Raw genomic sequence first — 26337 nt, 5'->3', positions numbered from 1 at the left:
CCCCGGGAGGGCGTCGGTATACGTGCGGTCTCGGCTTGATGGCCGTCCGGGATATTCACCTGCCGGTGCGCCCTCTCTCTCCTAGCATTCCCTCGCGCCCTCGGCCCGGCATCCGACCGGATGCCGGAGAGGGCCCAAGGGGGAGGACACACAGATGCACAGACCCACGGGCGGACGCCTGCGCACCGCTCTCGCCGGCGCGGCCGCCTTCGCGCTGGCCCTGCTCGCCGCCGGCCCCGCGCACGCGGCCACCGGGACGCCGACGACGCCCACCGAACTGTTCAACGCGTACCAGAGCTGCTCCACCGACCCGAACGCACCGCTCTACCTGGCCGGGCGCGGCGGGATCACGCTCGAGGGCATCGGGGACGACAGCGACCCCAGCGTGTCGGGGCTGACCGTGCAGTTCCGGGTCTGGCCGGTCACGGACCCGACCCGGATCACCACGGCCGCGGACACCTGGGCCGTTCCCGGGAACGAGGCGGCGGTCAACGTCTCGGCCTTCGGCGACGGCCAGACCTACGCCTGGCAGGCGCAGACCGTGGACCAGAACGGCGCCACCTCGGACTGGTCGACGGCCTGCTACATCACCGACGACGACACCGCCCCCACCCAGGCGCCGACGGTCACTTCGTCGAACTACCCGCAGTGGCAGCCGAGCCAGAGCGGCGCGCCGATCCACCTCTCGCTCGGCGCGAACGGCGTCGGCGACGTCGCCGGGTACGAGTACACCTGGTCGGGTGACTTCTCGGTCCCGGGGGCCACGATCGGAGCCCACGGCATCCCGACGTGGGAGGACCCGTACAGCGACCCGCGCTACGCCGTCCGCGCGAGCAGTCTCGGCGGTTCCGCCACGGTGGACCTGGTCCCCCCGAGCGGCGGCGGCCTCTACCGGCTCACCGTGGCCAGCCTGGACCGGGCCCTCAACCAGTCGCCCACGGTCGACTACTGGATCTGGATCAAGCCGAACGCCCCTCAGGTCGTGAAGCTTTCGAACAATCCGGTGTACGGCAAGCAGGCCTCGTTCAAGCTCACGGCCGACCCGGGTCTGCAGGCGGCGAGCCCGGTGACCAGCTTCACGATCACCGACCTCAGCTCCCCGTCGCAGTCGAAGGCGACGGTCAAGGCGGACGCGAACGGCACTGCCGAGTACTCCCTGCCGCTGGACGGGCAGTACGGAGACGTACTCCAGGTCTCCACCACGAGCGCCGACGGTTGGATCAGCGAGCAGCAGTGGTGGAGTGACGGCTACACCGACACGACTCCGACCGTGACGTCGACCGTCTACCCGGAGGACGGGTCGGGCGGCGGCGCGGGCGTCGCCGGCACCTTCACGTTCGCCCCGAAGGTGAAGGGTGTGGCGAGTTACACCTACACCGTCAACGACGGCCCGGCCACGACGGTCAAGGCCGACGGCCCGAACCCCGCGCAGATCAGCTGGACCCCGCCGGCGAGCGGCTGGTACATGCTGACCGTCAACGCGACCACGCAGGACGGCGTGGCGCTGGCGCCGTACTACTACATGTTCACCGTGAACTGACCTCCGACCGCACGACGCAGGGGACCGCTGCCTGTCAGTGGTCCCCTGTAGCGTTCCCCGCATGGCCGCGCGATCCAGTACCTCGAAGGCACGCAGCACCTACCGGTGCACCGAGTGCGGTGCCACGCCCCCCAAGTGGACGGGGCGGTGCACCGAGTGCAACGCCTGGGGCACGGTGGAGGAGGTCGGCGGGTCGCCGTCGGTGCGCACCACCGCGGCCGGGCCGGTGTCCTCGCCCGCGCGGCCGATCGGGCAGGTGGACGCGACGGTCGCGGTCTCGCGGCCGACGAACATCGACGAGCTGGACCGGGTGCTCGGCGGCGGGCTGGTGCCGGGCGCCGTGGTGCTGCTGGCCGGGGAGCCGGGTGTCGGCAAGTCGACGCTGCTGCTGGACGTCGCCGCAAAGGCGGCGGGGCCGCAGCAGCGGACGCTCTACATCACCGGGGAGGAGTCCGCCTCGCAGGTGCGCCTGCGCGCGGACCGGATCAACGCGCTCTCCCCGCATCTGTACCTGGCCGCCGAGACGGATCTCGCGGCCGTGCTCGGGCACATCCAGCAGGTGCAGCCGTCGCTGCTGATCCTGGACTCCGTGCAGACCGTCGCCTCCGCCGAGCTGGACGGCGCGCCGGGCGGTCCGGCGCAGATCCGGGAGGTCGCGGCCGCGCTGATCCGCGAGTCCAAGACGCGGGCCATGTCGACGCTGCTGGTAGGCCACGTCACCAAGGAGGGGGCCATCGCGGGCCCACGCCTGCTGGAGCATCTCGTCGACGTCGTGCTGCACTTCGAGGGCGACCGGCACGCGCGGCTGCGGCTGATCCGCGGCGTCAAGAACCGCTACGGCGCGACCGACGAGGTCGGCTGCTTCGAGCTGCACGACTCAGGCATCGTCGGCCTGCCGGATCCGTCCGGCCTGTTCCTGACCAAGAGGGCCGAGCCCGTCCCCGGCACCTGCCTGACCGTCACCCTGGAGGGACGGCGACCGCTGGTGGCGGAGGTGCAGGCGCTGCTGGTGGATTCGGTGATCCCCTCCCCGCGCCGCGCCACCTCGGGCCTGGACTCGCCGCGCATCGCGATGATCCTGGCGATGCTGGAGCGCCACGGCGGGGTCCGGCTCGGCAAGATGGACATCTACGCGGCCACGGTCGGCGGGGTGAAGCTCTCCGAGCCGTCCGCGGATCTGGCGATCGCGCTGGCGCTGGCCTCCTCCGCCGCGGACACGCCGCTGCCGCAGGGGATGGTGGCCATCGGCGAGGTGGGTCTCGCGGGCGAGGTGCGCCGGGTGACGGGCGTGGAGCGGCGGCTGGCGGAGGCCGCGCGGCTCGGCTTCACCCACGCGCTGGTGCCGCCGGAGCCGGGCAAGGCGCCGAAGGGCATGCGGGTGGTCGAGGTCGCCACCATCGGTGACGCGCTGGCCGCGATCCCGGGCCGTCCGGGGCGCGGCGCGCGGCGCACTCCGCGTCAGGGGCGGGAGACGGACGGCGCGGAGAACCGCCGCGGTCGGGTCGATCTGACGGACGAGCGGCAGCGGGCCGTGCCGAACTACCTCGACATTCCCGACAGCGCGGACGAGCTGATGGCCGGCTGGGAGGAGATCGAGCCGGACTGACCCGGTGGATTCCCTCGCGAGCGGGCACCACGGGTACCGCGGGCCCTCGCGGGGCTTCGCTGTGGGTGTGCGAAGCGCCCCCTGTGACCTGTGTGAGTGAAGTGACGAAATAACACCGATTCCCCGACCTCCGTAATATCGGGGCACACTCACAGGCGGTCACCGGTAAACTCGTACGCGCACACCGCACCCCACCGGAGGAGTCGCCGCCGTGGCAGCCAACGACCGGGCGGATCGTTCCTCCCGCGAGGAGGCCCTGCTCCGGGCTTCCCTCAGCGCAGTCGCCCCCGGCACCGCCCTGCGGGACGGCCTCGAGCGTGTGCTGCGCGGCCGAACGGGCGGCCTGATCGTCATGGGCTTCGACAAGCAGGTCGAGGCGCTGTGCACCGGTGGTTTCGTCCTCGACGTCGAGTTCTCCGCGACGCGCCTGCGCGAGCTGTGCAAGCTCGACGGCGCGGTGGTGCTCGACAAGGACATCACCAAGATCGTGCGCGCGGGCGTGCAGCTGGTCCCGGACGCGGACATCCCCACCGAGGAGACCGGCACCCGCCACCGCACCGCCGAGCGGGTCAACAAGCAGACCGGGTACCCGGTGGTCTCGGTCAGCCAGTCGATGCGGCTGATCGCCCTCTACGTCAACGGCGCCCGCCGCGTCATCGAGGACTCGGCCGCCATCCTCTCCCGCGCCAACCAGGCGCTGGCCACGCTGGAGCGCTACAAGCTGCGCCTGGACGAGGTCTCCGGCACGCTCTCCGCGCTGGAGATCGAGGACCTGGTGACGGTTCGTGATGTGGCGGCGGTGGCGCAGCGACAGGAGATGGTCCGCCTGATCGCCAGTGAGATCGCGGGCTACGTGGTGGAGTTGGGCACCGACGGCCGCCTGCTCTCGCTCCAGCTCGACGAGCTGATCGCGGGCGTGGAGCCGGACCGCGAGCTGGTCGCCCGCGACTACTTCCCGGAGCGTGCCGCCAAGCGCGGCCGCACCGTCCAGGACGTACTGACCGACCTGGAGGCGCTGACCCACTCCGAGCTGCTGGAGATCCAGACGGTCGCCAAGGCGCTCGGCTACCCGGGCACGCCCGAGGCGCTGGACTCGGCGGTCAGCCCGCGCGGCTACCGTCTGCTGGCCAAGGTGCCGCGCCTGCCGAACACGGTGATCGAGCGCCTGGTCGAGCACTTCGGCGGGCTGCAGAAGCTGCTCGCCGCCAGCATCGACGACCTGCAGACGGTCGAGGGCGTCGGCGAGTCCCGGGCCCGCTCGGTCCGCGAGGGGCTCTCCCGTCTGGCCGAGTCGTCCATCCTCGAGCGCTACGTCTGAGCCGTCCCCGGGTCCGCCCCGGCGGACGCGGGGCCCTGCACGGGCCCGGGAGCCTGCTCGGACGGCTTGGGCCTGAGCTTCGTCGCGACGACGAAGCTCACCACGGCGGCGACGAGCATCAGCGGTGCCGCGTCCCGCGCGTTCGCTCCCACCAGCAGGATCGCCAGCAGGCTCGCGGTGACCGGCAGGCCGGTGATCGCCGCGCCCGAGGCGGCCAGGCCGACGGAGAGGCCGGCGGCCGCCCCGAAGCCGGGCAGGCCCGCACAGGCGATCCCCAGGGCCGCGCCGATCGTGACCGCCGGAAAGATCGGGCCGCCGCGCAGTGAGCCGAGACAGATGCCGTAGGCGAGCCCTTTGAAGAGCGCCAGCAGCACCAGTGTGGCGACACCCCAGGACTGCGGGTTCGCGGCCAGTTGACTGAGCGTCTCCTGGCCGGAGAGAGCGGCCTCCTCCGGGGAGCGCCCGGTGAGCAGGGCATAGGCCGCGGTGCAGACGCCGACGCCGACCGCACAGGCGATGATGTGCGCGCCGGTCCGGCGCGTGGTGAAGTCGTAGGTGGTCCAGCCGAGTGTCTGCACGGCCACGACCACGACCGCGATCAGCGCGGCCAGCGGAATCCCCCAGAGGTAGTCGGGGGCGGTCGGGACCTCGCTCCTGGGCACGCTCTGCAGGGTCAGCGCACCGATGTCGAGCCCGGTCCAGTGGCCGAAGCCGGTGAACACCAGCGCGCCGACGCCGCTCGCCAGCAGACACGGCACCACGAGCAGCAGCAGCTGGGGACCGCCCAGTCCGGCCGCCTCCAGCACCATGACGCAGCCGATCACCGGGTTGCCGAAGATCGTCGCGATGGCGGCCGAGGAGCCGGCCGTCCCGACGATCGCCGCGGCCTTCGGCTGCGCCTCGCGCTTGGCCCGGGCCACGCCGAGCAGCGCCAGACCACCGCCGAGCGCCATCAGTGGCGCCTCGGGCCCCAGGGAGGCGCCGAGCGGCAGCGCGACCAGGGCGGCGATGACGACCGAGGGCAGCGCCTTCGGCGGCACCGGCGGCCCGCCCAGACCCCGCACCGGCAGATGGCCGCCCTTGCCGGGCATCCGGGTGAGCACGGGCACGATCAGCACCCCGGCCAGCGCGAGCGTCGGCAGCGGCCACCACCACGGCGGCTGGTGGAAGCCGAGCTCGAAGGGGAGCGACGTCCAGACCCAGTGCTGCATCTGGTGTTCCAGGACGACGAAGCCGAAGGCCACCAGGGAGACCGGAATGCCGACCAGGGCGGCGAGCAGCAGCAGCTTCAGGTACCCGGGGCTCAGCAGCACGGCCTTGAGCTGCACCGCTCCGGGGGACTCCTGCTGGGGAGCCGGCGGTGCTTCCCTGCCTGCCTGGTCCGACGCCATGGGCCCAGCTTCGGGCGCGCGACGTCGGACGATCGGCCGGACATACCGGACAATCTGACGACTCACCCGTTCGGGCGAGCTCCCCCGGGCGTTGCCGCGGGGGTCAGCTGCCGAACGGCGCCAGCTTGAACCAGTGCTGCGGCTGCGCCGAGACCCCGCCGATGCCGATGTGGGCGACGTACGTCCCGGCCGGGGCGCCGCTGCCGCCGTCTCCCGGGGTGCAGCCGGGCTTCGAGGTCGTGCGGCCCCAGCCGAAGAGGGCGGTCAGCGGACCGTCCCCCGCCGCCGGGACGGCGTACCACTGGGACGAGGTGTCCTTCGGGCAGAAGCTGGAGGACCAGACCGTCGCGCCGGTGTCGGAGGTGATCGTCAGCACCGCCGACTTCGCCCCCAGGTCCACCTTGCAGGCCGAGCCGCCGGTGTTGGTGATCCCGAGCTGGAACCCCGGGAACTGCGAGGGGCGGTAGGTCTGCGCGGTACTGGTCAGCGACAGGTCGAGGTCGGTCGCCGCGCAGGTGGGCAGGTTCTTCGTGCCGGGCTCGTTCGGCGTCAGCGTCGAGCCGGAACCCCCTGTGCCCCCCGTGCCGCCCGAGCCGCCGGAGGTCGCGCCCGCGCCGCCCGAGCCGGAGCCCGAGCCGGAGCCCGAGCCGGAGCCCGAGCCGGAGCCGCCGGGGCCCGTCACGACCGGGGCGCCGCTCGGCGGGCTCGTGGGCGTACCGGAGGCCGAGCCGCCCGCGCTCGGCGAGGCGGAGGAGCCGCCGCTGCCGCCGACCGCGCCGTCGTTGGAGCCACCGCGCGTCGGGCCGGGCGTCAGCGAACTCGCCGGGGTTCCGACGCTGCCCGCGCTCGCCTTGCCGCCTGAACCGCCCCCGCCGAAGGCGAGCACGCCGACCAGCACGACCGCGGCCGCCAGGGCCGCGAGCACGACGATGCGGCGCCGCCAGTAGATTGACGCGGGCAGCGGTCCGACAGGATTGCGCAAGGAAGGCACGAGCAAACCTTACGAGAGTTCCACCCCTCCTCAGTGCAACACCGCCGTACCTGCTGCTTCTTCTTTCACATCATCGTCCTGTTCGGCCGACTGGTGGTCAGCGATGGGCCGCCCGGCTGGCTTTGGCTCGATCCTCGAATAGACGCGGAGGCGTGATGTCGGGACGCGTACTGGTCGTCGACGACGATGCGGCGATCCGCCGCTCGTTGGAGCGGGGGCTGCGGCTGAGCGGGTTCACCGTGCTGGTCGCCGCGGACGGCTCCGCGGCGCTGGACCTGGCGGCGACCGCCTCGCCGGACGTGCTCGTGCTGGACGTGTCGATGCCGGGCCTGTCCGGGATCGAGGTCTGCCGCCGGATCCGGGCCCAGGGCGACGAGACGCCGGTGCTGATGCTCTCCGCCCTGGACGAGCTGGCCGACCGGGTCGCCGGGCTCCAGGCGGGCGCCGACGACTACCTGATCAAGCCCTTCGCCCTGGAGGAGCTGGTACTGCGGCTGCACGCCCTGCTGCGTCGCCGCCCCGCCCCCGCGCCGACGGAGGTCCTCCAGGCCGGCCCGCTGGTGGTCAACCCGACCACGCGACAGGCCTTCCGCGACGGGGTGGAACTGAAGCTGACCCGTCGCGAGTTCGCGCTGCTGGAGCAGTTCGTCCGCAACCCGGGCATCGTGCTCACCCGCGACCAGTTGCTCGACCGCGTCTGGGGCTACGACTTCGACGTGCGGACCGACGCCGTGGACACCTTCGTCAGCTACCTGCGCCGCAAGCTGGAGGAGGGCGGTCGGCCGCGGCTGCTGCACACCGTGCGCGGCGTCGGGTTCGTGCTGCGGGAGGAGCCGGTCAGATGAGGCAGCCGAAGCAGATGAAGCAGTTGAAGCATCCGAAGCAGGGCAGGCAGATGAAGCTCTCGACGCGGCTGGCCCTGTGGGTGGCGCTGACCGTGCCGCTGGTGGTGCTGGCACTCGGCGCGCTGCTGGTCGGCCTCGTCGGCCACGACCTGCGGCAGCAGCAGAACTCCCGGCTGCGCACCCTCGCGGTCGCCCTCCAGCCGGACGTCCGCAGCGTCCTCAACGCCGCGCAGAACGGGCGGCCGAACGTCGAGCGGCTCCGCAACCGGCAGGTCCTGTCCGCCGCGCTGGACGCGGGCGTGCTGGTACTGGACAACCAGGGCGGCGTCGCCCTGGACGGCGGACCGAGGCCGGGCGCGAACGTCCCGCTCCCGCAGCCCACCGGCACGCCCGTCAGCCTGCCCGGCTTCCGGGCCGTCGGCGTCTCCCTCCCCGGCGCCGGCGGCACGCTCTGGGTCTTCTCCCCCGACAGCTCGGTCAACACCCAGCTCGCGACCGTCCGCACCAACGTGCTGTTCGCCGCCTTGGCGGCGGTCCCGCTGGCGGGCCTGCTGACGCTGGCGCTCGCCCGCCGCGCCACCCGCTCGCTGCGCACGCTCGCAGCCCAGGCGTCCGCGCTCGACCCGAGCGGCGGCGCGGCCGCCTTCCGGCACGACGCCTCCGGCGTCACCGAGGTCGACGACCTCGCGACGGCGCTGCGCACCGTCCTCGCCCGCTACGACGAGCAGGCCACGCGGACGGGCGAGGCGCTGGAGACGGCCCGCGCGTTCGCCTCCGCGGCCTCCCACGAGCTGCGCACGCCGCTGATGTCGATGCAGACCAACCTCGACGTCCTCGCCGCGCATCCCGACCTCCCGGTCGGCGAGCGGGCGGAGGTCGTCACCGATCTGCGCGTGGAGCACGGGCGGCTGCTGGAACTGCTGACCGCACTGCGCACGCTGGCCCGCGGCGACCTGGTCGAGGCCGACGCGTTCACGGAGCTGGACCTGGGCGAACTGGTCGACTCGTGCGTGGCGGCCGTGGGCCGGGCGAGGCCGGAGGCGTTCCTGAGCTTCTCGGGCGGCTACGGCGTGCGGGTGCGGGCGTGGGAGCCGGGCCTGAAGATCCTGGTGACCAATCTGCTGACCAACGCGGCCGTGCACGGGCACCTGCCGGGCCGGCCGGCCCAGGTCTCGGTCGGGCTGGTCGTCGTCGGGCCGGAGGCGGTACTGACGGTGGACGACCGCGGGCCCGGCATCCCGCCGCAGCGGCGGGCGGAGGTCTTCGAACGGTTCGTCCGAGGCGCGGAGAGCCCGGGCTCCGGGCTGGGGCTGACCCTCGTCGCCCAGCAGGCCGCGCTGCACGGCGGCACCGTCTCCGTCTCCGACGCCCCCGGCGGCGCCGGCACCCGCTTCCTGGTCCGCCTACCCCTGAGCGGCACCCCGTTCCACGAGCCCACCCAGCGCAACTGGTTGACCCAGACCCTCAACCTCCACCTCCAGACGCGCGGCTGACCAACGACGCCTTTCCTGTCCCGGCCCGACCTGCCGCAGGCCGAGACGGTCGGTCCGCGGGTGGACGGGGCAAGACGGGTGGGCCCCCGGGCCGAGGGCTGAGGTGGAGGCGTCCCGGGGCCGGCGTCGTGCAACTAGACTCGCCGTTGCCATGGATAGCGCCGTTGACTCCCTCCACCGTCCCGTTCTCGCCTGGTACTCCGTCTCCGCGCGGGATCTGCCGTGGCGGCGGGAGGACGCCTCGCCGTGGGCGGTGATGGTCAGCGAGTTCATGCTGCAGCAGACCCCCGTCAAGCGGGTGCTCCCCGTCTACGAGGAGTGGCTGCGCCGTTGGCCCACGCCGAAGGCGCTCGCAAAGGAGCCGGCCGGTGAGGCCGTGCGGGCGTGGGGGAGGTTGGGCTACCCCCGCAGGGCCCTGCGGCTGCACGCCGCCGCGACCGCGATCACCGAGCAGCACGGCGGTGAGGTCCCCGCCGACCACGCGCGGCTGCTCGCACTGCCGGGGGTCGGCGAGTACACCGCCGCCGCCGTCGCCTCCTTCGCGTTCCGTCAACGGCACGCGGTCCTGGACACGAACGTGCGGCGCGTCTTCGCCCGTGCCGTCTCGGGGCAGGAGTACCCGGCGAACGCCACCACCGCCGCCGAGCGCCGGACGGCGACCGCGCTGCTGCCGGACGATCCGGAGACCGCAGCGACCTGGGCCGTGGCCGTGATGGAGCTGGGCGCGCTGGTCTGCACGGCGCGGACGCCGGACTGCGCGCGCTGCCCGGTGGCGCGCGGCTGCGCCTGGCGGCAGGCGGGATCGCCGCCGTGGGAGGGGCCGGCGCGGCGCGGGCAGAGCTACGAGGGGACGGACCGGCAGGTGCGGGGGAAGCTGCTGGCCGTGCTGCGGGAGGCGCCGGGGACGGTGACGCAGGCGCAGCTGGACGCGGTGTGGTCGGACGGCGTGCAGCGGGCGCGGGCGCTGGACGGTCTGGTCGCGGACGGGCTCGTGGAGCCGGTCGCGGCGGGCGTGTACCGGCTCCCGGCGTGATCCGGACCCCACCTTGCTTGCCGACCGGCTAGTAGCGCTGATCGGAGCACGCTAAGCTCGTGCTAGTCCTGCGCGAGGAGCGCAGCTGATCCGGCGGAGCGAGTAGACAGCGATGACCACCCAGACCCCCCGCGGGGACACCCGGGAGCGCATTCTCGACGTGGCTCTGGAGCTCTTCGTGGAGCACGGCTACGAGAAGACCTCGCTCCGCGAGATCGCCGACCAGCTGGGGGTCACCAAGGCCGCGCTGTACTACCACTTCCGCACCAAGGAGGACATCCTCGCGGGCATCGTCGCGCGGATCTCCGAGCCGATCGAGCAGACCATCGCCTGGGGGCAGCAGCAGGAGTACAGCCCGGCCGTCCGGGACGAGATCCTTCGCCGTTTCGCCGAGGGCATGGCCGACCGGCAGCCGATCCTGCGGTTCTTCCATGAGAACCAGCCCGCGATCCGGGAGCTGGAGGTCGGCAACGCCTTCAAGGACCGGATCATCGTGCTCACCCGGCTGATGCAGGGCCCCAGCCCCTCCTTCGAGGACCGGGTCCGCGCCACCGTCGCACTGATGACGATCAACGTCGCCGCCTTCGTCGCCGACGCGCACGAGCGCGAGGAGGAGATGCGCGACCTGCCCGAGGCCCCCGACGAGGCGACCCGCCGGGAGACGGCGCTGAGGATCGCGCTCGACGTGGCCGACCGTATCGGCAAGATCGCCACCGAGGCGTAGCGGGCGCGCCCTTACGCCCGGTATTGACACCGAGTCAATACTCGGGTGCCACAAGGAACCTGCGGTGCACAGTGCCCGCTCCCTGTGCCCGGTCGCCGTTGACCGGTTGGTATTGCCATGTGACGCTCCTGAGGAGCCCTTCCGGCGTCCAAGGAGCGAGTCAATGTCGACGTACGACCTGTACACCACCAAGCCCGCGGGGGAGGGCGGTCAGTGGACCGTCCCGGCCTCCGGCTCCGCCCGGTTCAACTGGGAGTACGACGAGGGCCGCGAACGACTGCTGAACCTGTACCAGAAGGGCAAGGACAAGCAGTGGGACCAGGTCAAGCGCATCGACTGGTCCCTCGAGGTGGACCCGTACGACCCGCTGGGCGTCCCCGACGAGGCGATGACCCTCTACGGCTCGCGGTACTGGGACAAGATGAGCGAGGCCGACCGCGCCGACCTGCGCCGGCACTACGCCTCCTGGCAGTTCAGCCAGTTCCTCCACGGTGAGCAGGGCGCGATGGTCTGCGCGGCCCGCATCGTGGAGTCGGTGCCGGACATGGACGCGAAGTTCTACTCGGCCACCCAGACCATGGACGAGGCCCGCCATGTCGAGCTGTACTCGCGCTTCCTGCACGAGAAGATCGGCATGCTCTACCCGATCAACGACAACCTGCAGTCGCTCCTCGGCGACACCCTGCGCGACTCCCGCTGGGACATGCCCTACCTCGGCATGCAGGTGCTGATCGAGGGCCTGGCCCTGGCCGCGTTCGGCATGCTGCGCGACACCACCAGCAAGCCGCTGCCCAAGCAGCTGCTCGCCTACGTGATGCAGGACGAGGCCCGCCATGTCGCCTTCGGCCGGATGGCGCTGCGCGACTACTACTCCGAGCTCTCGGCGACGGAGCTCGCCGAGCGCGAGGAGTTCGTCATCGAGGGCTGCTACCTGATGCGCGACCGGCTGCGCGGCGTCGAGGTGCTGGAGAACTTCGGCATCCCGAGGAAGGACGCGGAGGAGCTCAGCGAGAACAGCGAGTACCTGCAGTTCTTCCGCAAGCTGCTGTTCTCGCGGATCGTGCCCTGCGTCAAGGACATCGGCCTGTGGGGGCCGAAGCTCCAGCAGGCCTACCTCGACATGGGCGTCTTCGACATGGGCGACTCCAACCTCGACGCGCTGATGCAGCAGGACGAGGAGATCGCCGAACAGCTCGACGCGGAGCGCTTCGCCGCCGAGGAGAACGCCCGCGTCGAGGAGGTGGCCGAGGCGATCGCCCAGGGCGCGGAGTCCTGAACACGCGGTCCTGAGCGACCGCCTCAGCCGTCCCCGGTCAGTGGGTGACCGTCACCGTGCGGTCGGCGGAGGTCTCGAACGGGTCGTAGGAGGCCGAGACGATCACCTTCTGGGACGTCGGCGCCCCGGCGTCCCAGTGGGTCACACGCACCCGGATCGTGTAGCCGGCGCTCGCACCGTTCGCCCAGTGGGCGGGCAGCTTGGGCAGACCGGCCCCGTCGGTGCCGACCTGCACCCAACGGCCGTTCTGCCACACGTCGTAGGCGAGCGTCACGTTCAGCGAGCCACTGCCCGGCAGCTCCTCGAGCACGCCCGGCTGCAGCGACTGCGCGACCGCGGCGCCGGTGCGGTTGGTCAGCGTGTAGCGCAGCACGAGCGGCTTGCCCGGCGCCACGACGTTGCCGCCGGTGAGCGTCTGCACGATCGGACCGCCCGTGTGGGCGGTGCCGACCTGGAGGTTCAGCTGCCGGCCGGCCGAGTCGTGGCCGTCCGGAGTGGCCACGTTGAGGCCGAAGAAGAGGCGGTCGTCGTTGACCGGCCACGCCTTGGTCGCGGCCAGGCTGACCTTCCAGGTGTAGGTGGCGTGCGCCGGCAGCGTGAAGGTGCTGCCGAACTGGCCGCCCTTGGGGAAGAACGAGCCGAGCAGCCCGCCGTCCTGCCCCCCGAAGGTCAGGCCCGTCGCGGGCGCGTGGACGGGCGTGACGCTCAGCTTCACGTCGGTCCCGTCGACCGCGAGCGCCCCGTGCGGCCCGCCGCCGAGCTCGCTGCCGAACGCCACGGCCCGGCCGGAGGTGTTGGTGACGGACAGGTCGAAGACCTTCGCCGCCCCGCCGGGCATCAGCGGGCCGGACTGGATCCGACCCAGCGTCATCACCAGCGGGCTCTTCGCGGCGGCCGCCTTCGCGGGCTGAGCGGCCTGCGCCGCCCCCGGCAGGGCGACGGCCGCGGAGCCCGCGGCGACAACGGCGGCCAGGCTGAGAACCTTGCGGCGAACGGACATGAACCAACCCCCACATACGCGCATTTCGATGGCCGCCCTCCCGGCGACACCGAAATCCTCGCCGACGGCCGTTCGCACCCGATCGCTGTCCTGTCACCGCTTCGCAACAGCCGAAAACTCGTTCCCCGGAGCGGACTTCGGGGATCATTGCGGCATGGGAGAACACCGCGTCGAGCTCGCCGACGCCATCGAGGCGATCCGCGGCCAGCTCGTGGACGCCGCCGAGCGCGGCGCCGGATCCGAGCTCGCCTTCGAAGTCGGCGACATACAGCTGGAGTTCGGCGTCCAGTTGAGCCACGACCGGACGGCCAAGGGCGGCGTGAAGGCGTGGGTGCTGACGGCCGGCTACGAGTCGGCCCAGACGCGCGCCGAGACGCAGCGGGTCAGCGTCACGCTCAGGCCGAAGCGGCGGGCGAGCGGCGCGGACGTCCTCGTCGGCAATGACGAGGCCCCCGACCTGGACGGCTTCTGAGGTCAGCCGTGACGCATCCTCAACGCGAGCGCATCGCGGCCGTGCTGGGCCACAGCCAGGGCAGCGGTTACCTGCTGAGCCCGTGGATGGTGCTGACGGCGGCGCACGTCGTCGGCGAGGAGCCGACGGCACAGGTGGCGATTCCGGGGTTCGGGGGGCCGAAGACCTGCCGGGTGGTCTGGCGGCGGCAGGACAAGCGGTGCGACGCCGCGTTGCTGGTGGCGGAGGAGGAACTGCTGCCGACGGCGGTGACCCAGGGGTTCGAGCGGCTCTCCTGGGGGCTTCTGCGCGGCCTCACCGCGCGGCGTGGGGCGACGGCGATCGGGTTCCCCCAGGCGCAGCGATCGGCCGGACGACGGCTGGACAGCGAGCAGATCGTCGGCACGCTGAAGCCCGCCAGCGGACTGATCAGTGGGCGGGCCGTGCTGGACAGCGAGCACGGTGCGCCGCTGGCCTCGGAGGACGGCTCGCCCTGGGCGGGGATGTCCGGCGCGCCGGTCTTCCTCGACAACTGCCTGGCCGGGCTCGTGCGTTCGGTGCCGCGGCAGTGGGGGGAGGCGCGACTCGAACTGACCCTCGGCGAGGAGTTTGTGCTGGACGTCGAGGTCCGGCGTCTCTTCGAGCGGAACGACGTCGCCTTCCTCGACACCGTCCTCCAGCCGCCCGTCGAGAGCTTCGAGGAACGCCTGCGCGCCTACCTCGGCCGCGAGTGGGACAAGGTCAGGATCTACGGCGTCACCCGCTCCGGCCGCGGCGACGGCACCTGGCGGCTCGACATCGCCTACCTGAGCCTCGAACTGACCAGCAGCGAGCGCCCGGCCGGGGACAAGGACGACGAGGACGCCGGGCCGGCGGCACGGCGCGTGGAGGACGCGCTCGCGCAGCAGCCGCGGATCCTGCTGCGCGGCAACGCGGGCTCGGGCAAGACGACCCTGCTGCAGTGGCTCACCACGCTCTGCGCCCGTGACGAACTCCCGGAGCAGCTGCACCAGTTCAAGGGCTGCACGCCGATCCTGCTGCGGCTGCGCGCGCTGGCCCGGCCCGGGCAGGCGCTGCCGGGGCCCGAGGAGTTCCTGAAGGCGTCAGGGAACCCGCTGGCCGGGTCGCGCGGGTCCGAGGGGTGGGTCAGCGACCGTATGGCCGAGGGCCGGGTGCTGCTGCTCGTCGACGGGATCGACGAGGCCCCGGCGAGCGAGCGGCGGCGGGTGCGGGAGTGGCTGAGCGGGCTGCTGGCCGCCTACCCCGGCATCCGCTGCCTGGTCACCACCCGCCCCTCCGCCGTCCGCGAGGGCTGGCTCGCCGAACTGGGCTTCGCGGAGCTGGACCTGCTGCCGATGAGCCGGGCCGACGTGACGTCGTTCATCGACCGCTGGCACGCGGCGGCCGCGGCGGGGGCAGGCGACGACGAGGAGCAGGGTGAGCGGCTCATGCGCTGGCGGAGCGTGCTGACGGAGGCCGTCGGCCGCAAGCAGGACCTCGGCCGCCTCGCCACCAACCCGCTGATGTGCTCCCTGCTCTGCGCGCTCAACGCCGACCGCCAGGGGCATCTGCCGAGCGGCCGGATGGCCCTGTACGACGCGGCCCTGGAGATGCTGCTGGTCCGCCGCGACGAGGAACGCGGCGTCGACCCCGCCTCGGAGGGCCTCGCCCTGGGCGAGGCGCAGCAGCAGGCGCTGCTGCAGAAGCTCGCCTACTGGCTGATCCGCAACGGGCAGTCGGAGCTGTCCCGGTCCCAGGCGCTGGCCCGGATCGAGCACGCGCTGCCGCAGATGCCGCAGATCCAGGGCGACGCCGAGCAGGTGCTGCGGCACCTGCTGGTCCGCAGCGGGCTGCTGCGCGAACCGGCGCCGGGGGCGGTCGACTTCGTGCACCGGACGTTCCAGGACTACCTCGGCGCGCAGGCGGCGGTCGAGGAGGGCGACGTCCCGCTGCTGGTCGAGCGCGCCCACGAGGACCAGTGGGAGGACGTGATCCGCCTCGCCGTGGGCCACGCCCGCCCGCGCGAGCGCGCGGACCTGCTCACCCGCGTCCTGCGCCGCGCGCAGGACGAACCACAGCACGCCCACCGCCTGCGGCTGCTGGCGGCCGCCTGCCTGGACACGGCCGTCGAACTCGACCCCGCCGTCCGCGAGGCCGTGACGACGGCCGCCACGGCGCTGGTGCCGCCGCGCAGCGTGACGGAGGCGCGGCAGCTGGCCTCGGCGGGCCCGGTGGTCCTGGAGCTGCTGCCCGGCCCGGAGGGCCTGGACGACGAGACGGCCCACGCCGTCGTCGTCTGCGCGGGCAACATATTCAACGAGCGCGCCCTGCCGCTGCTGGCCGCCTACGCGGACCACCCGCACCTGGACGTGCGCGCCCAGCTGGCCTACTCCTGGCGGAACTACGACACCGAGCAGTACGGCCGCGAGGTCATCGCACGACTGGACCGCTCCCCCGACCTCAGACTGGTGATCAGCAGCCGGGCCGAGGCGGAGTTCGCCGCCGCGAACCTGTCCGAGGTCCGGCGGGTGGAGTACTCGGGAGACCTGCCGCAGGACGTCGTCGAGATGCTGCCCGCCGCGGCGCTGGTCGAGTGGCGGCTGCACGAGAACCCGCGGGCGACCGACCTGTCGTTCCTGCGTGACGCGCCGGAGCTGGAGCAGGTGATGATGCTCAACTGCTCGGGCGAACTGGACCTGGCGCCGCTCGCGGACACGGCGATCGAGCGGGTCATCATCCTCGGCTGCCCGGGAACCGCGTCCTGGTCCGCGCTGGGGCGGATGCCCCGGCTCACCCACCTGAGCCTGGCCGACGCCGGGTCGATCCTCGACTTCCTGCCCGGGGAGCTGCGGGGGATCCTGCGGGCTCCGGCACTGGGCTCGCTCCGGGTGATGGCCAGGGACCTCCTGCCCGAGGGCTGGGCCGCGCTCCGAGAGCACGGCCGGATCACCGCGCTCGACCTGGACGACCTCGACCTCGGCAGTCTGCTCCCGCTCGAACCCCTGCCCCAGGTCACCGCGCTGCGGGTGCGGAACCCGCGCCGGGTGGAGCTGCTGCCCGAGCTCTCCCGGGTCTTCCCCGGGCTCACCTCGCTCTGGCTGTACGGCGTCGACGGCGCCCGGCTGCCCACGGGCGGTCTGCCACCCGGCCTGCTCCTGGCCGTCGACGGCGCCCAGCCGGCGCGCACCGAGCCCGTCGCGACCCCCCAGGTCCGCTGGGCGAGCCAGCTCCCCTGGTACCGGGTCCGGCAGGCATGACGAAGGGCCCGGCTCCCCCCGTGGGGAGCCGGGCCCTTTCGGTCCGTCGCACTCAGGCGTCAGCCGTCAGCCGTCAGCCGTCAGGCGGTCATGTCCGTCGGGCCGCCAGCGGCGGCGACCGGCGGGGCGTCGGCCACCGGGGCCTTGTCCGCGCCGTGGAAGGTGAACTTGGCTTCCTTGCCCTCGCCCTCGACGTCGACGACGACGATGTGGCCGGAGCGCAGCTCGCCGAAGAGGATCTTCTCCGACAGCGTGTCCTCGATCTCGCGCTGGATCGTGCGACGCAGCGGGCGCGCGCCCAGCAGCGGGTCGTAGCCGCGCTTGGCGAGCAGCGCCTTGGCGGCCGGACGGAGCTCGAGGCCCATGTCGCGGTCCTTGAGGCGCTCGTCCACCTTGGCGGCCATCAGGTCGACGATCTGGATGATCTCGTCCTCGCCGAGCTGGTGGAAGACCACGATGTCGTCGACACGGTTGAGGAACTCGGGGCGGAAGTGCTGCTTGAGCTCCTCGCCGACCTTGGCCTTCATCCGCTCGTAGCCGGTCTGGACGTCGCCCGCGGCCGCGAAGCCGAGGTTGAAGCCCTTGGAGATGTCCCGGGTGCCGAGGTTGGTGGTCATGATGATGACCGTGTTCTTGAAGTCCACGACCCGGCCCTGGGAGTCGGTCAGGCGACCGTCCTCCAGGATCTGCAGCAGCGAGTTGAAGATGTCCGGGTGGGCCTTCTCGACCTCGTCGAAGAGGACGACCGAGAACGGCTTGCGGCGCACCTTCTCCGTCAGCTGGCCGCCCTCCTCGTACCCGACGTAGCCGGGCGGGGAGCCGAACAGCCGCGAGACGGTGTGCTTCTCGCTGAACTCGGACATGTCGAGCTGGATCAGCGCGTCCTCGTCGCCGAAGAGGAACTCGGCGAGCGTCTTGGACAGCTCCGTCTTACCGACGCCCGAGGGGCCGGCGAAGATGAACGAGCCACCGGGACGCTTCGGGTCCTTCAGACCCGCGCGGGTACGGCGGATGGCCTGCGACAGGGCCTTGATCGCGTCCTTCTGGCCGATGACGCGCTTGTGCAGCTCGTCCTCCATGCGCAGCAGACGCGAGGACTCCTCCTCGGTCAGCTTGAAGACCGGGATGCCGGTGGCGGTGGCCAGGACCTCGGCGATGAGCTCCTCGTCGACCTCGGCCACGACGTCCATGTCGCCGGCCTTCCACTCCTTCTCGCGCTTGGCCTTGGCGGTCAGGAGCTGCTTCTCGTTGTCACGCAGCGACGCGGCCTTCTCGAAGTCCTGCGCGTCGATCGCGGACTCCTTCTCGCGCCGCACGTCCGCGATCTTCTCGTCGAACTCGCGGAGGTCCGGCGGAGCCGTCATCCGGCGGATGCGCATCCGCGAACCGGCCTCGTCGATCAGGTCGATCGCCTTGTCCGGCAGGAAGCGGTCCGAGATGTAGCGGTCGGCCAGGGTGGCGGCGGCGACCAGGGCGGCGTCCGTGATGGAGACGCGGTGGTGCGCCTCGTAGCGGTCGCGCAGACCCTTGAGGATCTCGATGGTGTGGGCGAGCGACGGCTCGGCGACCTGGATCGGCTGGAAGCGGCGCTCCAGGGCCGCGTCCTTCTCCAGGTGCTTGCGGTACTCGTCCAGCGTGGTGGCGCCGATGGTCTGCAGCTCGCCGCGGGCCAGCATCGGCTTGAGGATCGAGGCGGCGTCGATCGCGCCCTCGGCGGCGCCCGCACCCACCAGGGTGTGGATCTCGTCGATGAACAGGATGATGTCGCCGCGGGTGCGGATCTCCTTGAGGACCTTCTTCAGGCGCTCCTCGAAGTCACCGCGGTAGCGGGAGCCGGCGACCAGGGCGCCGAGGTCCAGCGTGTAGAGCTGCTTGTCCTTGATCGTCTCGGGCACCTCGCCCTTGACGATCGCCTGGGCCAGGCCCTCGACGACGGCCGTCTTGCCGACGCCGGGCTCGCCGATCAGGACCGGGTTGTTCTTGGTGCGGCGGGACAGCACCTGCATGACCCGCTCGATCTCCTTCTCGCGCCCGATGACCGGGTCGAGCTTGGCCTCGCGGGCGGCCTGCGTCAGGTTGCGGCCGAACTGGTCGAGGACCAGGGAGGTCGACGGGGTGCCCTCGGCCGGGCCCCCGGCCGTGGCGGACTCCTTGCCGCCGGAAGTCTGGTAACCGGAGAGCAGTTGGATGACCTGCTGGCGCACCCGGTTGAGATCGGCGCCCAGCTTCACCAGGACCTGGGCGGCGACGCCCTCGCCCTCGCGGATCAGGCCGAGCAGGATGTGCTCGGTGCCGATGTAGTTGTGGCCCAGCTGAAGTGCCTCGCGGAGCGACAGCTCCAGGACCTTCTTCGCCCGGGGGGTGAAGGGGATGTGACCGGACGGGGCCTGCTGGCCCTGGCCGATGATCTCCTCGACCTGCTGGCGAACCGCCTCGAGCGAGATCCCGAGGCTCTCCAGGGCCTTAGCGGCGACACCCTCACCCTCGTGGATCAGGCCCAGGAGGATGTGCTCGGTGCCGATGTAGTTGTGGTTGAGCATCCGGGCTTCTTCCTGAGCCAGGACGACAACCCGCCGCGCGCGGTCGGTGAACCTCTCGAACATCGTTAATCGCTCCTCAGAGCGGTCGGGGCAGTGAGGGAAAATCCCCTCCCTGTCCTACCGCATGCTAGTCCCGGAGGCCGGAACAGCTCCTCACTCCAACCGTCGACACCCGCTGGTGGGGGACCGTGCGACGGCCGACAATGACTCAAACCGAATGCTGCGGGATGGTGTTCCCGCAGGCCAGGCAGATCCACCTGGAATCGCTACGCCGACGGCGAACGCCCCCCGAAGGGCGTCACCGACACGCCGCGACACCACCGCACACCCGGCTTCCCACTTGGGCATTCATACCCAGTGGCGTACCCCGTCCCGAGCTCGGTGACTCCCGGGGTGACGTCGTCCGGTGTTCGCTGACCGAGGAATCCGGCGATTCCCTATCTCGAGCGTAACCGGAAGCAGAGTCTTCTGGTTGGTGGATATGTGCCCCCGCTCCCCGTCGGCGCAGCAGAGCAGGCCGCGATTCCCCTGCCGGGGAGCTGCGACCTGCTCGACATGCCACTCGCCGGCGGCCTGCTCGCGCTGGCCCGGATGGACCTGCGCGACCGCGAGACCGGCGCCGCCTGGACGCGCGGCGACCGCCTGCTGCTGGCGGTGCCGCAAGGAGCGGCCGAGGAGCTGCCGGAGCTGCTCCTCTGGCTCGGCTGGGGCCACCTGCACGGCGTCCTGGACGCCCGGGCCGGCGGGGGCTCGGGGCGACTCCTGCGCCCCGGCCGGTCACCCCGGCCCCGAGCCGCTGGCCCGCCTGCTCGACACCTGCGCCGACGCGTGCGCCCGCGTCCAGCTCGAGGACGGCCGACTGGAGGCGGCGTCTCAGCCGTGGGCCTTCTCGTACGCCTCACGGATGTTGCTCGGCACACGGCCGCGCTCGTTGACCTCGTAGCCCTGCTCCTTGGCCCAGGCCCGCATCTTGGCGGTGTCCGGGTTGCCGCCGACCGGACGGGCCGCGACGGCGGCCCGACCGCGGCCGCGACCGCCGGCGGAGCGACCGCTCTGCTTGCGGCCCTTGTCGGTGTACGGGGTCAGCAGCTCGCGCAGCTTGCCCGCGTTCGCATGGGTGAGGTCGATCTCGTAGGCAACCCCGTCGAGAGCGAACGTCACCGTCTCGTCCGCCTCGCCGCCTTCGAGATCGTCGACAAGAAGGACCTGGACCTTCTGCGCCACGGGCGTCCCTTTCCTCAAAAGCCTGGATTACTCGTAGGAAAGCAAACCGTCTTTCCGCGAAAAATTCAACCGGCCCCCGAGAACTCATCTCTCACAGATGCAGGAGCATCCGGGTGTTGCCGAGGGTGTTCGGCTTGACGCGTTCCAGATCCAGGAACTCCGCGACGCCTTCGTCGTAGCTGCGCAACAGCTCGTCGTACACGGCAGCGTCCACCGGAGTCGAGGCGATCTCCTGGAAGCCGTGTTTGGCGAAGAACTCGACTTCGAACGTCAGGCAGAAAATACGACGCACGCCGATCCAACGGGCGGTGTCGACCAGCTTCCGCAGCAGCGCGTGCCCGATGCCGGTGCCGCGGCAGGAACGGTCCACGGCCAGGGTGCGGACCTCGGCCAGGTCCTCCCACATGACGTGCAGCGCGCCGCACGCCACGACCTCCGCGTTGTCGTCGCGTTCGGCGATCCAGAACTCCTGGAGCGACTCGAAGAGGGTCACCGTGGGCTTGTTGAGCAGGATCCGTTCGCGGGCGTACCCGTCCACCAGACGTCGGATCGAGGGGACATCGGCGGTCCGCGCCCGGCGGATGGTGACCTGCATGCGCAGACGCTACCGCGCCTCGTCGTCGTCCTGCGCATCGATAACGGGCGGGAAGATGGAAGGAGCGAAGATGCGAAGCGCGTCGCCCAGCGCCTCCTGCTGCTCCGGCGACATCATGCCGAAGAAGTGCACCAGAGCCGCCGCCGGGTTGTCACTCGTCTCCCACGCGTCGTTCATCAGCGCCGCGGTATAGGCCTCGCGGGTGGAGACGGGCGCATATCGATACGCGCGCCCTTCCTGTTCCCGGCGCAGCCAGCCCTTCTGGAACAGCTTGTCCATCACGGTCATCACCGTGGTGTATGCGATCTCCCGTTCCTGCTGGAGATCCTCCAGTACCTCGCGAACGGTGACGAGCCGGGTCCACTGCCAGAGCCGGGTCATGACCGCGTTCTCGAGTTCACCGAGCGGGCGCACCATGACAGTGCAAATATCACTTTTGCCCGAATTAATCCACGACAGAAGGGGGTGTGGGGTCAAACCCCACACCCCGGTCCGCTCGCGTTACTCCTGGGAGCCCAGCTGCGCGGTCGTCATCGCCTCGGCCGCCGCGTCCTCCTTGGACGCGTTCGCGCCGCCCTGGTTGCGGAAGAGCGTGCGGATCATGAAGCCGAAGGCGATGGCCATCACGACCGGCGGAGTCAGAGCCTCGATGTACTGCATGGGGGCGACTCTACTCGGGCTTCACGAGCGGGAAGAGGAGGGTCTCCCGGATCGACTTGTTGGTGAGCAGCATCACCAGGCGGTCGACGCCCAGCCCCATGCCGCCGGTGGGCGGCATGCCGTACTCGAGCGCCCGCAGGAAGTCCTCGTCCACCTGCATCGCCTCGACGTCGCCGCCGGCCGCCAGCAGGGACTGCGCGGTCAGCCGCTCGCGCTGGTCGACCGGGTCGATCAGCTCGGAGTAGGCGGTCGCGATCTCCTTGCCGAAGATCACCAGGTCCCACTTCTCGGCGACGCCGTCGATCGAGCGGTGCTTGCGGGTCAGCGGCGAGACCTCGGTCGGGTAGTCCCGGATGAAGGTCGGCCGGACCGCGTTGTGCTCCAGCAGGCGCTCCACGAACTCCAGGATCAGCTGGCCGTGGCCCCACTTCTTCTCGTAGGGCACGCCGTGCTCGTCGGCGAGCTTGCGCAGCTCCTCGACGGACGTCTCCGGGGTCACCTCCACGCCGAGGTGGGCGCTGATGCCGGGGTAGACGCTGACCTGCTCCCACGGCTCGGCCAGGTCGATCTCGACCTCCTCGCCGTGCTGGTCAAGGCCCCGGATCACGGTGGTGCCGAGCGCGTCCTTGGCCGCGTTCAGGATCAGGTCGCGGGTCAGCTCGGCCTGGGTGTCGTAGTCGCCGTAGGCCTCGTAGGACTCGATCGCGGTGAACTCCGGGTTGTGGGTCGCGTCGGCGCCCTCGTTGCGGAAGTTCCGGTTGATCTCGAAGACCTTCTCCACGCCGCCGACCATGAGCCGCTTGAGGTAGAGCTCGGTGGCGATGCGCAGGTACAGCGTCATGTCGTAGGCGTTGATGTGCGTGGTGAACGGACGCGCGTTGGCGCCGCCGTGGATCGGCTGCAGCATCGGCGTCTCGACCTCGAGGAAGCCGCGGCGCTCGAAGGTGTCGCGCAGCGAGCGCAGCACGCGGACGCGCAGCTGCATCATCTCGCGGGCCTCGGGGTTCATGATCAGGTCCACGTAGCGCTGGCGCACGCGGGCCTCCGGGTCGGCCAGGCCCTTGTGCTTCTCCGGCAGCGGGCGCAGGCACTTGGACGTGAGCTCCCAGCGGTCGACCATGATCGACAGCTCGCCGCGCTTGGAGGTGATCACCTCGCCCTCCACGCCGACGTGGTCGCCGAGGTCGACGTCCGCCTTCCAGGCCGCGAGGCGCTCCTCGCCGAGCTTGTCGAGCGAGAGCATGACCTGGAGGTCGCCGGTGCCGTCGCGCAGCGTCGCGAAGCAGAGCTTGCCGCCGGTGCGGTTCAGCATGACGCGGCCGGTGACCCCGGCGCGGTCGCCGGTGGCGGTGTCCGGCTCCAGACCCGGGTAGGCGGCCCGCAGGTCGGCCAGCGTGCTGGTGCGCGGGAAGCCGACGGGGTACGGGTCGACGCCGGCGGCCTTGAGCCGCTCCAGCTTCTCGCGCCTCACCCGCATCTGCTCGGGAAGGTCGTCGGCGCCTGCTACGGCCGGGGCTGCGGGGGTCTGCTGATCGCTCACCCCACCAGGGTATCGACCGCGCGGCGGTGCCCCGCCACTCGTTAAAGGCGCGCGGGTGGCGGGGCACGGCGGTGATCACGTGGGGTGGCGGGCGGTCAGTTGACGTGGATCGCCGCGGTGTCGTTGCGGGTGTCCGCGTCGTACCAGACGGTGTACGGGTTCCGGTCCGCCGGGACGCTCGGCCAGTAGCGCACCCGGCGGTTCCGGTGGCGCAGGCGATCATCTTGTCCACGCGCAGGGTCAGGGGTGAGCTTCACGGTGACCTGCTGACCGGCGGTCGCCTTCGCCGAGGAGGCGGTGGTCCCGAAGTCGGCGGTGTTCTTCGCCGTCACGCCCGCACCGAGCGTGATCTCGCTCGCGCTGCCGATGCGCAGCGGCAGCGTGGTCGAGTCGCCCTGGGACAGCTCCGAGCAGGTGGCGATCATCCCGTGGACGCTGCAGTTGTCGGAGAACGTCACCTTGGCGACCTTGGCGAGGCCGCGGGCGTCGATGGTCAGCGTGACGTCCGGAGCGTCGACGTGCTCGGCGTTGGCGGTTCAGCTCCGACGCCTCGGCGGCACCCGCGCCGAGGCCGAAGGTGAGCGCCGCGACGGCCGGACCAGGGGCGCCAATGGGCCACCGGAGGACGGCGGCACCAAACGGGGGCGGATTCTTACCGGATTCAGTCGTGCCGCCGCGGGGCCGGAGAAGGGCGGCCCCGCGGGCCGCCCTTCGGAGTGTGCGTGACGACGGGTCAGGCGTGGACGCCCTTGCGGCGACGGCGGGTCAGCAGGACCGCGCCCGCGCCGAGCAGGACCGCGCCGAGGCCGGCCGCGGTGAGCGGGAGCGCGTCGGAGCCGCCACCGGTGTGGGCCAGGCCGCCCGTCGGGGACGGGGACGGGGTGGCCGGGGCGGAGTGGGTCGGGGTGGGCGTCGCCGTGGCGCTCGCCTTGGTGGCGGTGACGGCGAACTCCGCGATGTTGTTGTCCGGGGTGTTGTCGTCCTCCTGGCCGATGGCGACGGCGATGCCGGGCGCCTGCTTCAGCGCCTTGACGGGCTTCAGCGAGAAGGTGAAGTCGGCCTGCTGGCCCGGCTGCAGCACACGCTCGACGGCGCAGGCGTAGGGGGTGCCGTCGTCCGCCGCCGGGGGCTCCTGCGTGGTGGAGGGGACGAGGGCGTGGGCGCCGAAGCCCCCGTGGGCGATCAGCCCGCGCAGGTTGCCGGCCGCACCGCCCTGGACGGTGGGCGGTGCGACGGACTCGCAGCCCTTGGGCAGCGTGCCGACGGAGACGCCCTTGGGAACGATCACGAGGACGCCCGCGGTGATGCCCGGTGCGCCGTCGAGGGGACGCGTGGGCACCGGGCCCGCGTTACGGACGCCGAAGGTGGCCGCGACGGTGTGCCCGACGGTGCCGGTGATCGTGCGCGGGGCCACGACCGCCACGTCGTCCTGGGTCACCAGGTGCAGGTCGGAGATGCGGACGTTGTTGTCGTAGTTGATGTCGACCGGCGTACGCGCGAGCTGCGACGCGGGGGCCGGCACCAGGGTCAGCGGAGCGCCCTTGCCCGGCGTGCCGCCGCCGAGCTGGGTGTCGAGCTCGCCGCCCTTGACGTCCCAGCCGTAGGCCAGCGCGTCGTCGGTCGCCTGCTGACCGGCGGTCAGCGGCACCGGGGCGGACAGCTCGTAGGACTCGCCCGGCTTGATGACGGTGTCGAAGTGGCAGACCACGGCAGCCTTGCCGCCGTAGAGGCAGTTGCCGAAGTCGCCGCCGAGGTCGTACCCGCCCTCGCCACCGCTCATGGTGTCCAGGATGAGGGTGACGCCGTCGGCGGCCGCCTGGTCGCCGACGTTCTGCACGACGGGGTTCAGCGGGGTGGCCTGACCGGGCTTCACGTCCAGGGTCGCGGGCAGCGCGCCGACGGCGAGGTCCGGGCCGGAGCCGACGGTGACGGTGGTGACGGTCGGCGGGGCCTGCTTGTCGGCGGTCGCGTTCGCGGCGGTCACCGTGAAGCGGACCGTCCCCTTGGCGCCGACCGCCGCGCCGGCCGCCGAGCGCAGGCCGACGTCCAGCTGGCTGATCGAGTCCACCGAGCCGAGGACGCAGCGCTCGTGCAGCTTGGCGGCGTCGGTGTAGGTGCAACCCTTGGGCAGGGACAGCTCGACGACCCCGGTCGCGCCGCTCGCGTCGACCGCGACGACGACGCCGCTCAGCGGCGCGTCCTCGGCCATCACCATCACGCCGACCTGGTGGTAGCGCTGCGCTGCGGCGCCGTCGGTCTGCGGCAGCAGCGTCGCGTCCGAGGTGGTGACCAGCGCGGCGAAGGTGTTGCCTCCGGACGCCGTGGCGGGAAGGGCGGTCAGGCCCCCGGATATCAGGACGGCAGCGGCGACGGCTCCGAGACGGACCGCCCCTCGCGCACGGGCGAAGGCCATATGTGGTTCCCAGGTGAGGACGGAGTACGAGAGGTGTGAATCGAGCAAGATCCAAGCACCTGGGAAACGCACAGGCTAGGGCCGGTCCCCGGCGGTGGCCCGAACGTTATCTGCGTACGGCGCACCGCCCGGGACCGGCCCCGGCCTGAAACCGGATCAATCAGCCCGTACCGGTGGCGAGCTCCTCGTCCTCGCCGCCCGCGGGGCGGACGCCGCGCGGGAAGAGGTCGCCCGGCGTGGGGATCGGCCGGACCGGGCGGTCGCCCGCGGGCTTCGGCTTCGGCTTCGGCTTGCCCTGCGCGGCGGCCGGGGCCGGGGCGGGGTGCTCGTTGCTGCTGCTCATGTCGCTCGTTCCTCCACGTCGGATGGGCAGGGGATACGACTCCACGCGGCCGTGCTCGACCGAGCCCGGCTCGCGCAGCCTGGTCGGGCGGTTGGCG

21 protein-coding genes and 1 pseudogene are annotated in these 26337 nt (G+C 71.8%); 10 read left to right on the top strand and 12 right to left on the bottom strand.

All coding sequences use genetic code 11. The features are described 5' to 3' along the window. Positions 1-154 precede the first annotated feature (154 nt). The 3 genes from TR50_RS26330 to disA all read left to right on the top strand — a co-directional run bounded on the left by TR50_RS26330 (position 155) and on the right by disA (position 4464). Positions 155-1540, top strand: a complete 1386-nt coding sequence (locus tag TR50_RS26330) for a hypothetical protein (protein WP_042426973.1) — start codon at positions 155-157, stop codon at positions 1538-1540. Between the two features lie 61 nt (positions 1541-1601). After that, the gene (radA, locus tag TR50_RS26325; protein ID WP_084701001.1) at positions 1602-3146 is read left to right on the top strand and encodes a DNA repair protein RadA; all 1545 of its coding nucleotides are present in this window, start codon (positions 1602-1604) and stop codon (positions 3144-3146) included. A gap of 211 nt (positions 3147-3357) precedes the next feature. After that, positions 3358-4464: a DNA integrity scanning diadenylate cyclase DisA gene (gene disA / locus TR50_RS26320; RefSeq protein ID WP_042426969.1), complete on the top strand. Its 1107-nt coding sequence runs from the start codon at positions 3358-3360 to the stop codon at positions 4462-4464. Here the strand turns inward: disA and TR50_RS26315 are convergent. Together TR50_RS26315 and TR50_RS47040 are read right to left on the bottom strand one after the other, a co-directional pair. Next, positions 4455-5855: a chloride channel protein gene (locus TR50_RS26315; protein WP_084700999.1), complete on the bottom strand. Its 1401-nt coding sequence runs from the start codon at positions 5853-5855 to the stop codon at positions 4455-4457. The two genes, disA and TR50_RS26315, sit on opposite strands and share 10 nt — an antisense overlap. Before the next feature lie 103 nt (positions 5856-5958). Further along, the gene (locus TR50_RS47040) at positions 5959-6846 is read right to left on the bottom strand and encodes a hypothetical protein (RefSeq protein ID WP_042427045.1); all 888 of its coding nucleotides are present in this window, start codon (positions 6844-6846) and stop codon (positions 5959-5961) included. 155 nt (positions 6847-7001) lie between these two features. Between TR50_RS47040 and TR50_RS26305 the strand changes: the two genes are divergently transcribed. From TR50_RS26305 to TR50_RS26285, 5 genes are all read left to right on the top strand, one after another. Next, complete coding sequence (locus TR50_RS26305) at positions 7002-7691, top strand: response regulator transcription factor (protein WP_042426963.1); 690 nt, start codon at positions 7002-7004, stop codon at positions 7689-7691. Continuing rightward, complete coding sequence (locus TR50_RS26300; protein ID WP_236654599.1) at positions 7688-9184, top strand: sensor histidine kinase; 1497 nt, start codon at positions 7688-7690, stop codon at positions 9182-9184. Before TR50_RS26305 ends, TR50_RS26300 begins: the two co-directional genes overlap by 4 nt. Before the next feature lie 151 nt (positions 9185-9335). Beyond that, positions 9336-10217 (top strand): HhH-GPD family protein, encoded by an 882-nt coding sequence (locus TR50_RS26295; protein WP_042426961.1) that lies wholly within the window; start codon positions 9336-9338, stop codon positions 10215-10217. Between the two features lie 112 nt (positions 10218-10329). Beyond that, the gene (locus TR50_RS26290) at positions 10330-10941 is read left to right on the top strand and encodes a TetR/AcrR family transcriptional regulator (RefSeq protein ID WP_042426956.1); all 612 of its coding nucleotides are present in this window, start codon (positions 10330-10332) and stop codon (positions 10939-10941) included. Between the two features lie 163 nt (positions 10942-11104). Continuing rightward, complete coding sequence (locus tag TR50_RS26285; RefSeq protein ID WP_042426953.1) at positions 11105-12217, top strand: ferritin-like domain-containing protein; 1113 nt, start codon at positions 11105-11107, stop codon at positions 12215-12217. A 37-nt stretch (positions 12218-12254) separates the two neighbouring features. On the opposite strand, the gene TR50_RS26280 is transcribed toward TR50_RS26285, so the two are convergent. Beyond that, the gene (locus tag TR50_RS26280; RefSeq protein ID WP_042426951.1) at positions 12255-13217 is read right to left on the bottom strand and encodes a hypothetical protein; all 963 of its coding nucleotides are present in this window, start codon (positions 13215-13217) and stop codon (positions 12255-12257) included. A 154-nt stretch (positions 13218-13371) separates the two neighbouring features. Between TR50_RS26280 and TR50_RS26275 the strand changes: the two genes are divergently transcribed. After that, entirely contained in the window at positions 13372-13689 is a 318-nt protein-coding gene (locus TR50_RS26275; RefSeq protein ID WP_042426948.1) for a trypco2 family protein, read from the top strand. Between the two features lie 8 nt (positions 13690-13697). Continuing rightward, positions 13698-16925 carry a serine protease gene (locus TR50_RS26270; RefSeq protein WP_052441334.1) on the top strand — a complete coding sequence of 1076 codons (3228 nt, stop codon included), beginning with the start codon at positions 13698-13700 and terminating at the stop codon, positions 16923-16925. A gap of 80 nt (positions 16926-17005) precedes the next feature. Here the strand turns inward: TR50_RS26270 and TR50_RS26265 are convergent, their stop codons facing one another. The 9 genes and pseudogenes from TR50_RS26265 to TR50_RS26225 form a co-directional block, all read right to left on the bottom strand. Continuing rightward, positions 17006-19528, bottom strand: coding sequence for an ATP-dependent Clp protease ATP-binding subunit (locus TR50_RS26265; protein WP_042426945.1), 2523 nt, complete (start codon positions 19526-19528; stop codon positions 17006-17008). An 810-nt stretch (positions 19529-20338) separates the two neighbouring features. Next, positions 20339-20689, bottom strand: coding sequence for a histone-like nucleoid-structuring protein Lsr2 (locus TR50_RS26260; RefSeq protein ID WP_042426943.1), 351 nt, complete (start codon positions 20687-20689; stop codon positions 20339-20341). 91 nt (positions 20690-20780) lie between these two features. Then, a complete protein-coding gene (locus tag TR50_RS26255; RefSeq protein ID WP_042426940.1) occupies positions 20781-21284 on the bottom strand; it encodes an amino-acid N-acetyltransferase in 504 nt (167 codons plus the stop codon). Positions 21285-21293: 9 nt separating this feature from the next. Continuing rightward, positions 21294-21701, bottom strand: coding sequence for a BlaI/MecI/CopY family transcriptional regulator (locus TR50_RS26250; RefSeq protein ID WP_042426937.1), 408 nt, complete (start codon positions 21699-21701; stop codon positions 21294-21296). A gap of 84 nt (positions 21702-21785) precedes the next feature. Next, entirely contained in the window at positions 21786-21944 is a 159-nt protein-coding gene (locus TR50_RS47645; RefSeq protein WP_042426933.1) for a hypothetical protein, read from the bottom strand. 10 nt (positions 21945-21954) lie between these two features. Next, positions 21955-23484, bottom strand: coding sequence for a bifunctional lysylphosphatidylglycerol synthetase/lysine--tRNA ligase LysX (gene lysX, locus TR50_RS26240; protein WP_084700995.1), 1530 nt, complete (start codon positions 23482-23484; stop codon positions 21955-21957). A 95-nt stretch (positions 23485-23579) separates the two neighbouring features. Beyond that, positions 23580-23942 carry a hypothetical protein gene (locus tag TR50_RS26235; RefSeq protein ID WP_042426924.1) on the bottom strand — a complete coding sequence of 121 codons (363 nt, stop codon included), beginning with the start codon at positions 23940-23942 and terminating at the stop codon, positions 23580-23582. Between the two features lie 275 nt (positions 23943-24217). Beyond that, on the bottom strand, positions 24218-25897 hold the full coding sequence (locus TR50_RS26230; RefSeq protein ID WP_042426922.1) for an LPXTG cell wall anchor domain-containing protein: 1680 nt from the start codon (positions 25895-25897) through the stop codon (positions 24218-24220). Between the two features lie 160 nt (positions 25898-26057). After that, a pseudogene (locus TR50_RS26225) lies at positions 26058-26337 on the bottom strand (hypothetical protein); the annotation flags it as partial.

Origin of the sequence: Streptacidiphilus anmyonensis (assembly GCF_000787855.1) — a bacterium.
GTDB classification, from domain to species: Bacteria; Actinomycetota; Actinomycetes; order Streptomycetales; family Streptomycetaceae; genus Streptacidiphilus; species Streptacidiphilus anmyonensis.
This window is presented reverse-complemented; position numbering and strand designations above follow the sequence as displayed.

What these genes read in the sequence shown, in the direction of transcription:
- TR50_RS26330 (WP_042426973.1), top strand. Translation starts at nt 155, where the DNA reads ATGCACAGACCCACGGGCGGACGCCTGCGCACCGCTCTCGCCGGCGCG.
- TR50_RS26300 (WP_236654599.1), top strand. Translation starts at nt 7,688, where the DNA reads ATGAGGCAGCCGAAGCAGATGAAGCAGTTGAAGCATCCGAAGCAGGGC.
- TR50_RS26290 (WP_042426956.1), top strand. Translation starts at nt 10,330, where the DNA reads ATGACCACCCAGACCCCCCGCGGGGACACCCGGGAGCGCATTCTCGAC.
- TR50_RS26230 (WP_042426922.1), bottom strand. Translation starts at nt 25,897, where the DNA reads ATGGCCTTCGCCCGTGCGCGAGGGGCGGTCCGTCTCGGAGCCGTCGCC.
- TR50_RS47645 (WP_042426933.1), bottom strand. Translation starts at nt 21,944, where the DNA reads ATGCAGTACATCGAGGCTCTGACTCCGCCGGTCGTGATGGCCATCGCC.
- TR50_RS26315 (WP_084700999.1), bottom strand. Translation starts at nt 5,855, where the DNA reads ATGGCGTCGGACCAGGCAGGCAGGGAAGCACCGCCGGCTCCCCAGCAG.
- TR50_RS26275 (WP_042426948.1), top strand. Translation starts at nt 13,372, where the DNA reads ATGGGAGAACACCGCGTCGAGCTCGCCGACGCCATCGAGGCGATCCGC.
- TR50_RS26305 (WP_042426963.1), top strand. Translation starts at nt 7,002, where the DNA reads ATGTCGGGACGCGTACTGGTCGTCGACGACGATGCGGCGATCCGCCGC.
- TR50_RS26295 (WP_042426961.1), top strand. Translation starts at nt 9,336, where the DNA reads ATGGATAGCGCCGTTGACTCCCTCCACCGTCCCGTTCTCGCCTGGTAC.
- TR50_RS26265 (WP_042426945.1), bottom strand. Translation starts at nt 19,528, where the DNA reads ATGTTCGAGAGGTTCACCGACCGCGCGCGGCGGGTTGTCGTCCTGGCT.
- TR50_RS26250 (WP_042426937.1), bottom strand. Translation starts at nt 21,701, where the DNA reads ATGGTGCGCCCGCTCGGTGAACTCGAGAACGCGGTCATGACCCGGCTC.
- TR50_RS26285 (WP_042426953.1), top strand. Translation starts at nt 11,105, where the DNA reads ATGTCGACGTACGACCTGTACACCACCAAGCCCGCGGGGGAGGGCGGT.
- TR50_RS26280 (WP_042426951.1), bottom strand. Translation starts at nt 13,217, where the DNA reads ATGTCCGTTCGCCGCAAGGTTCTCAGCCTGGCCGCCGTTGTCGCCGCG.
- TR50_RS26255 (WP_042426940.1), bottom strand. Translation starts at nt 21,284, where the DNA reads ATGCAGGTCACCATCCGCCGGGCGCGGACCGCCGATGTCCCCTCGATC.
- radA (WP_084701001.1), top strand. Translation starts at nt 1,602, where the DNA reads ATGGCCGCGCGATCCAGTACCTCGAAGGCACGCAGCACCTACCGGTGC.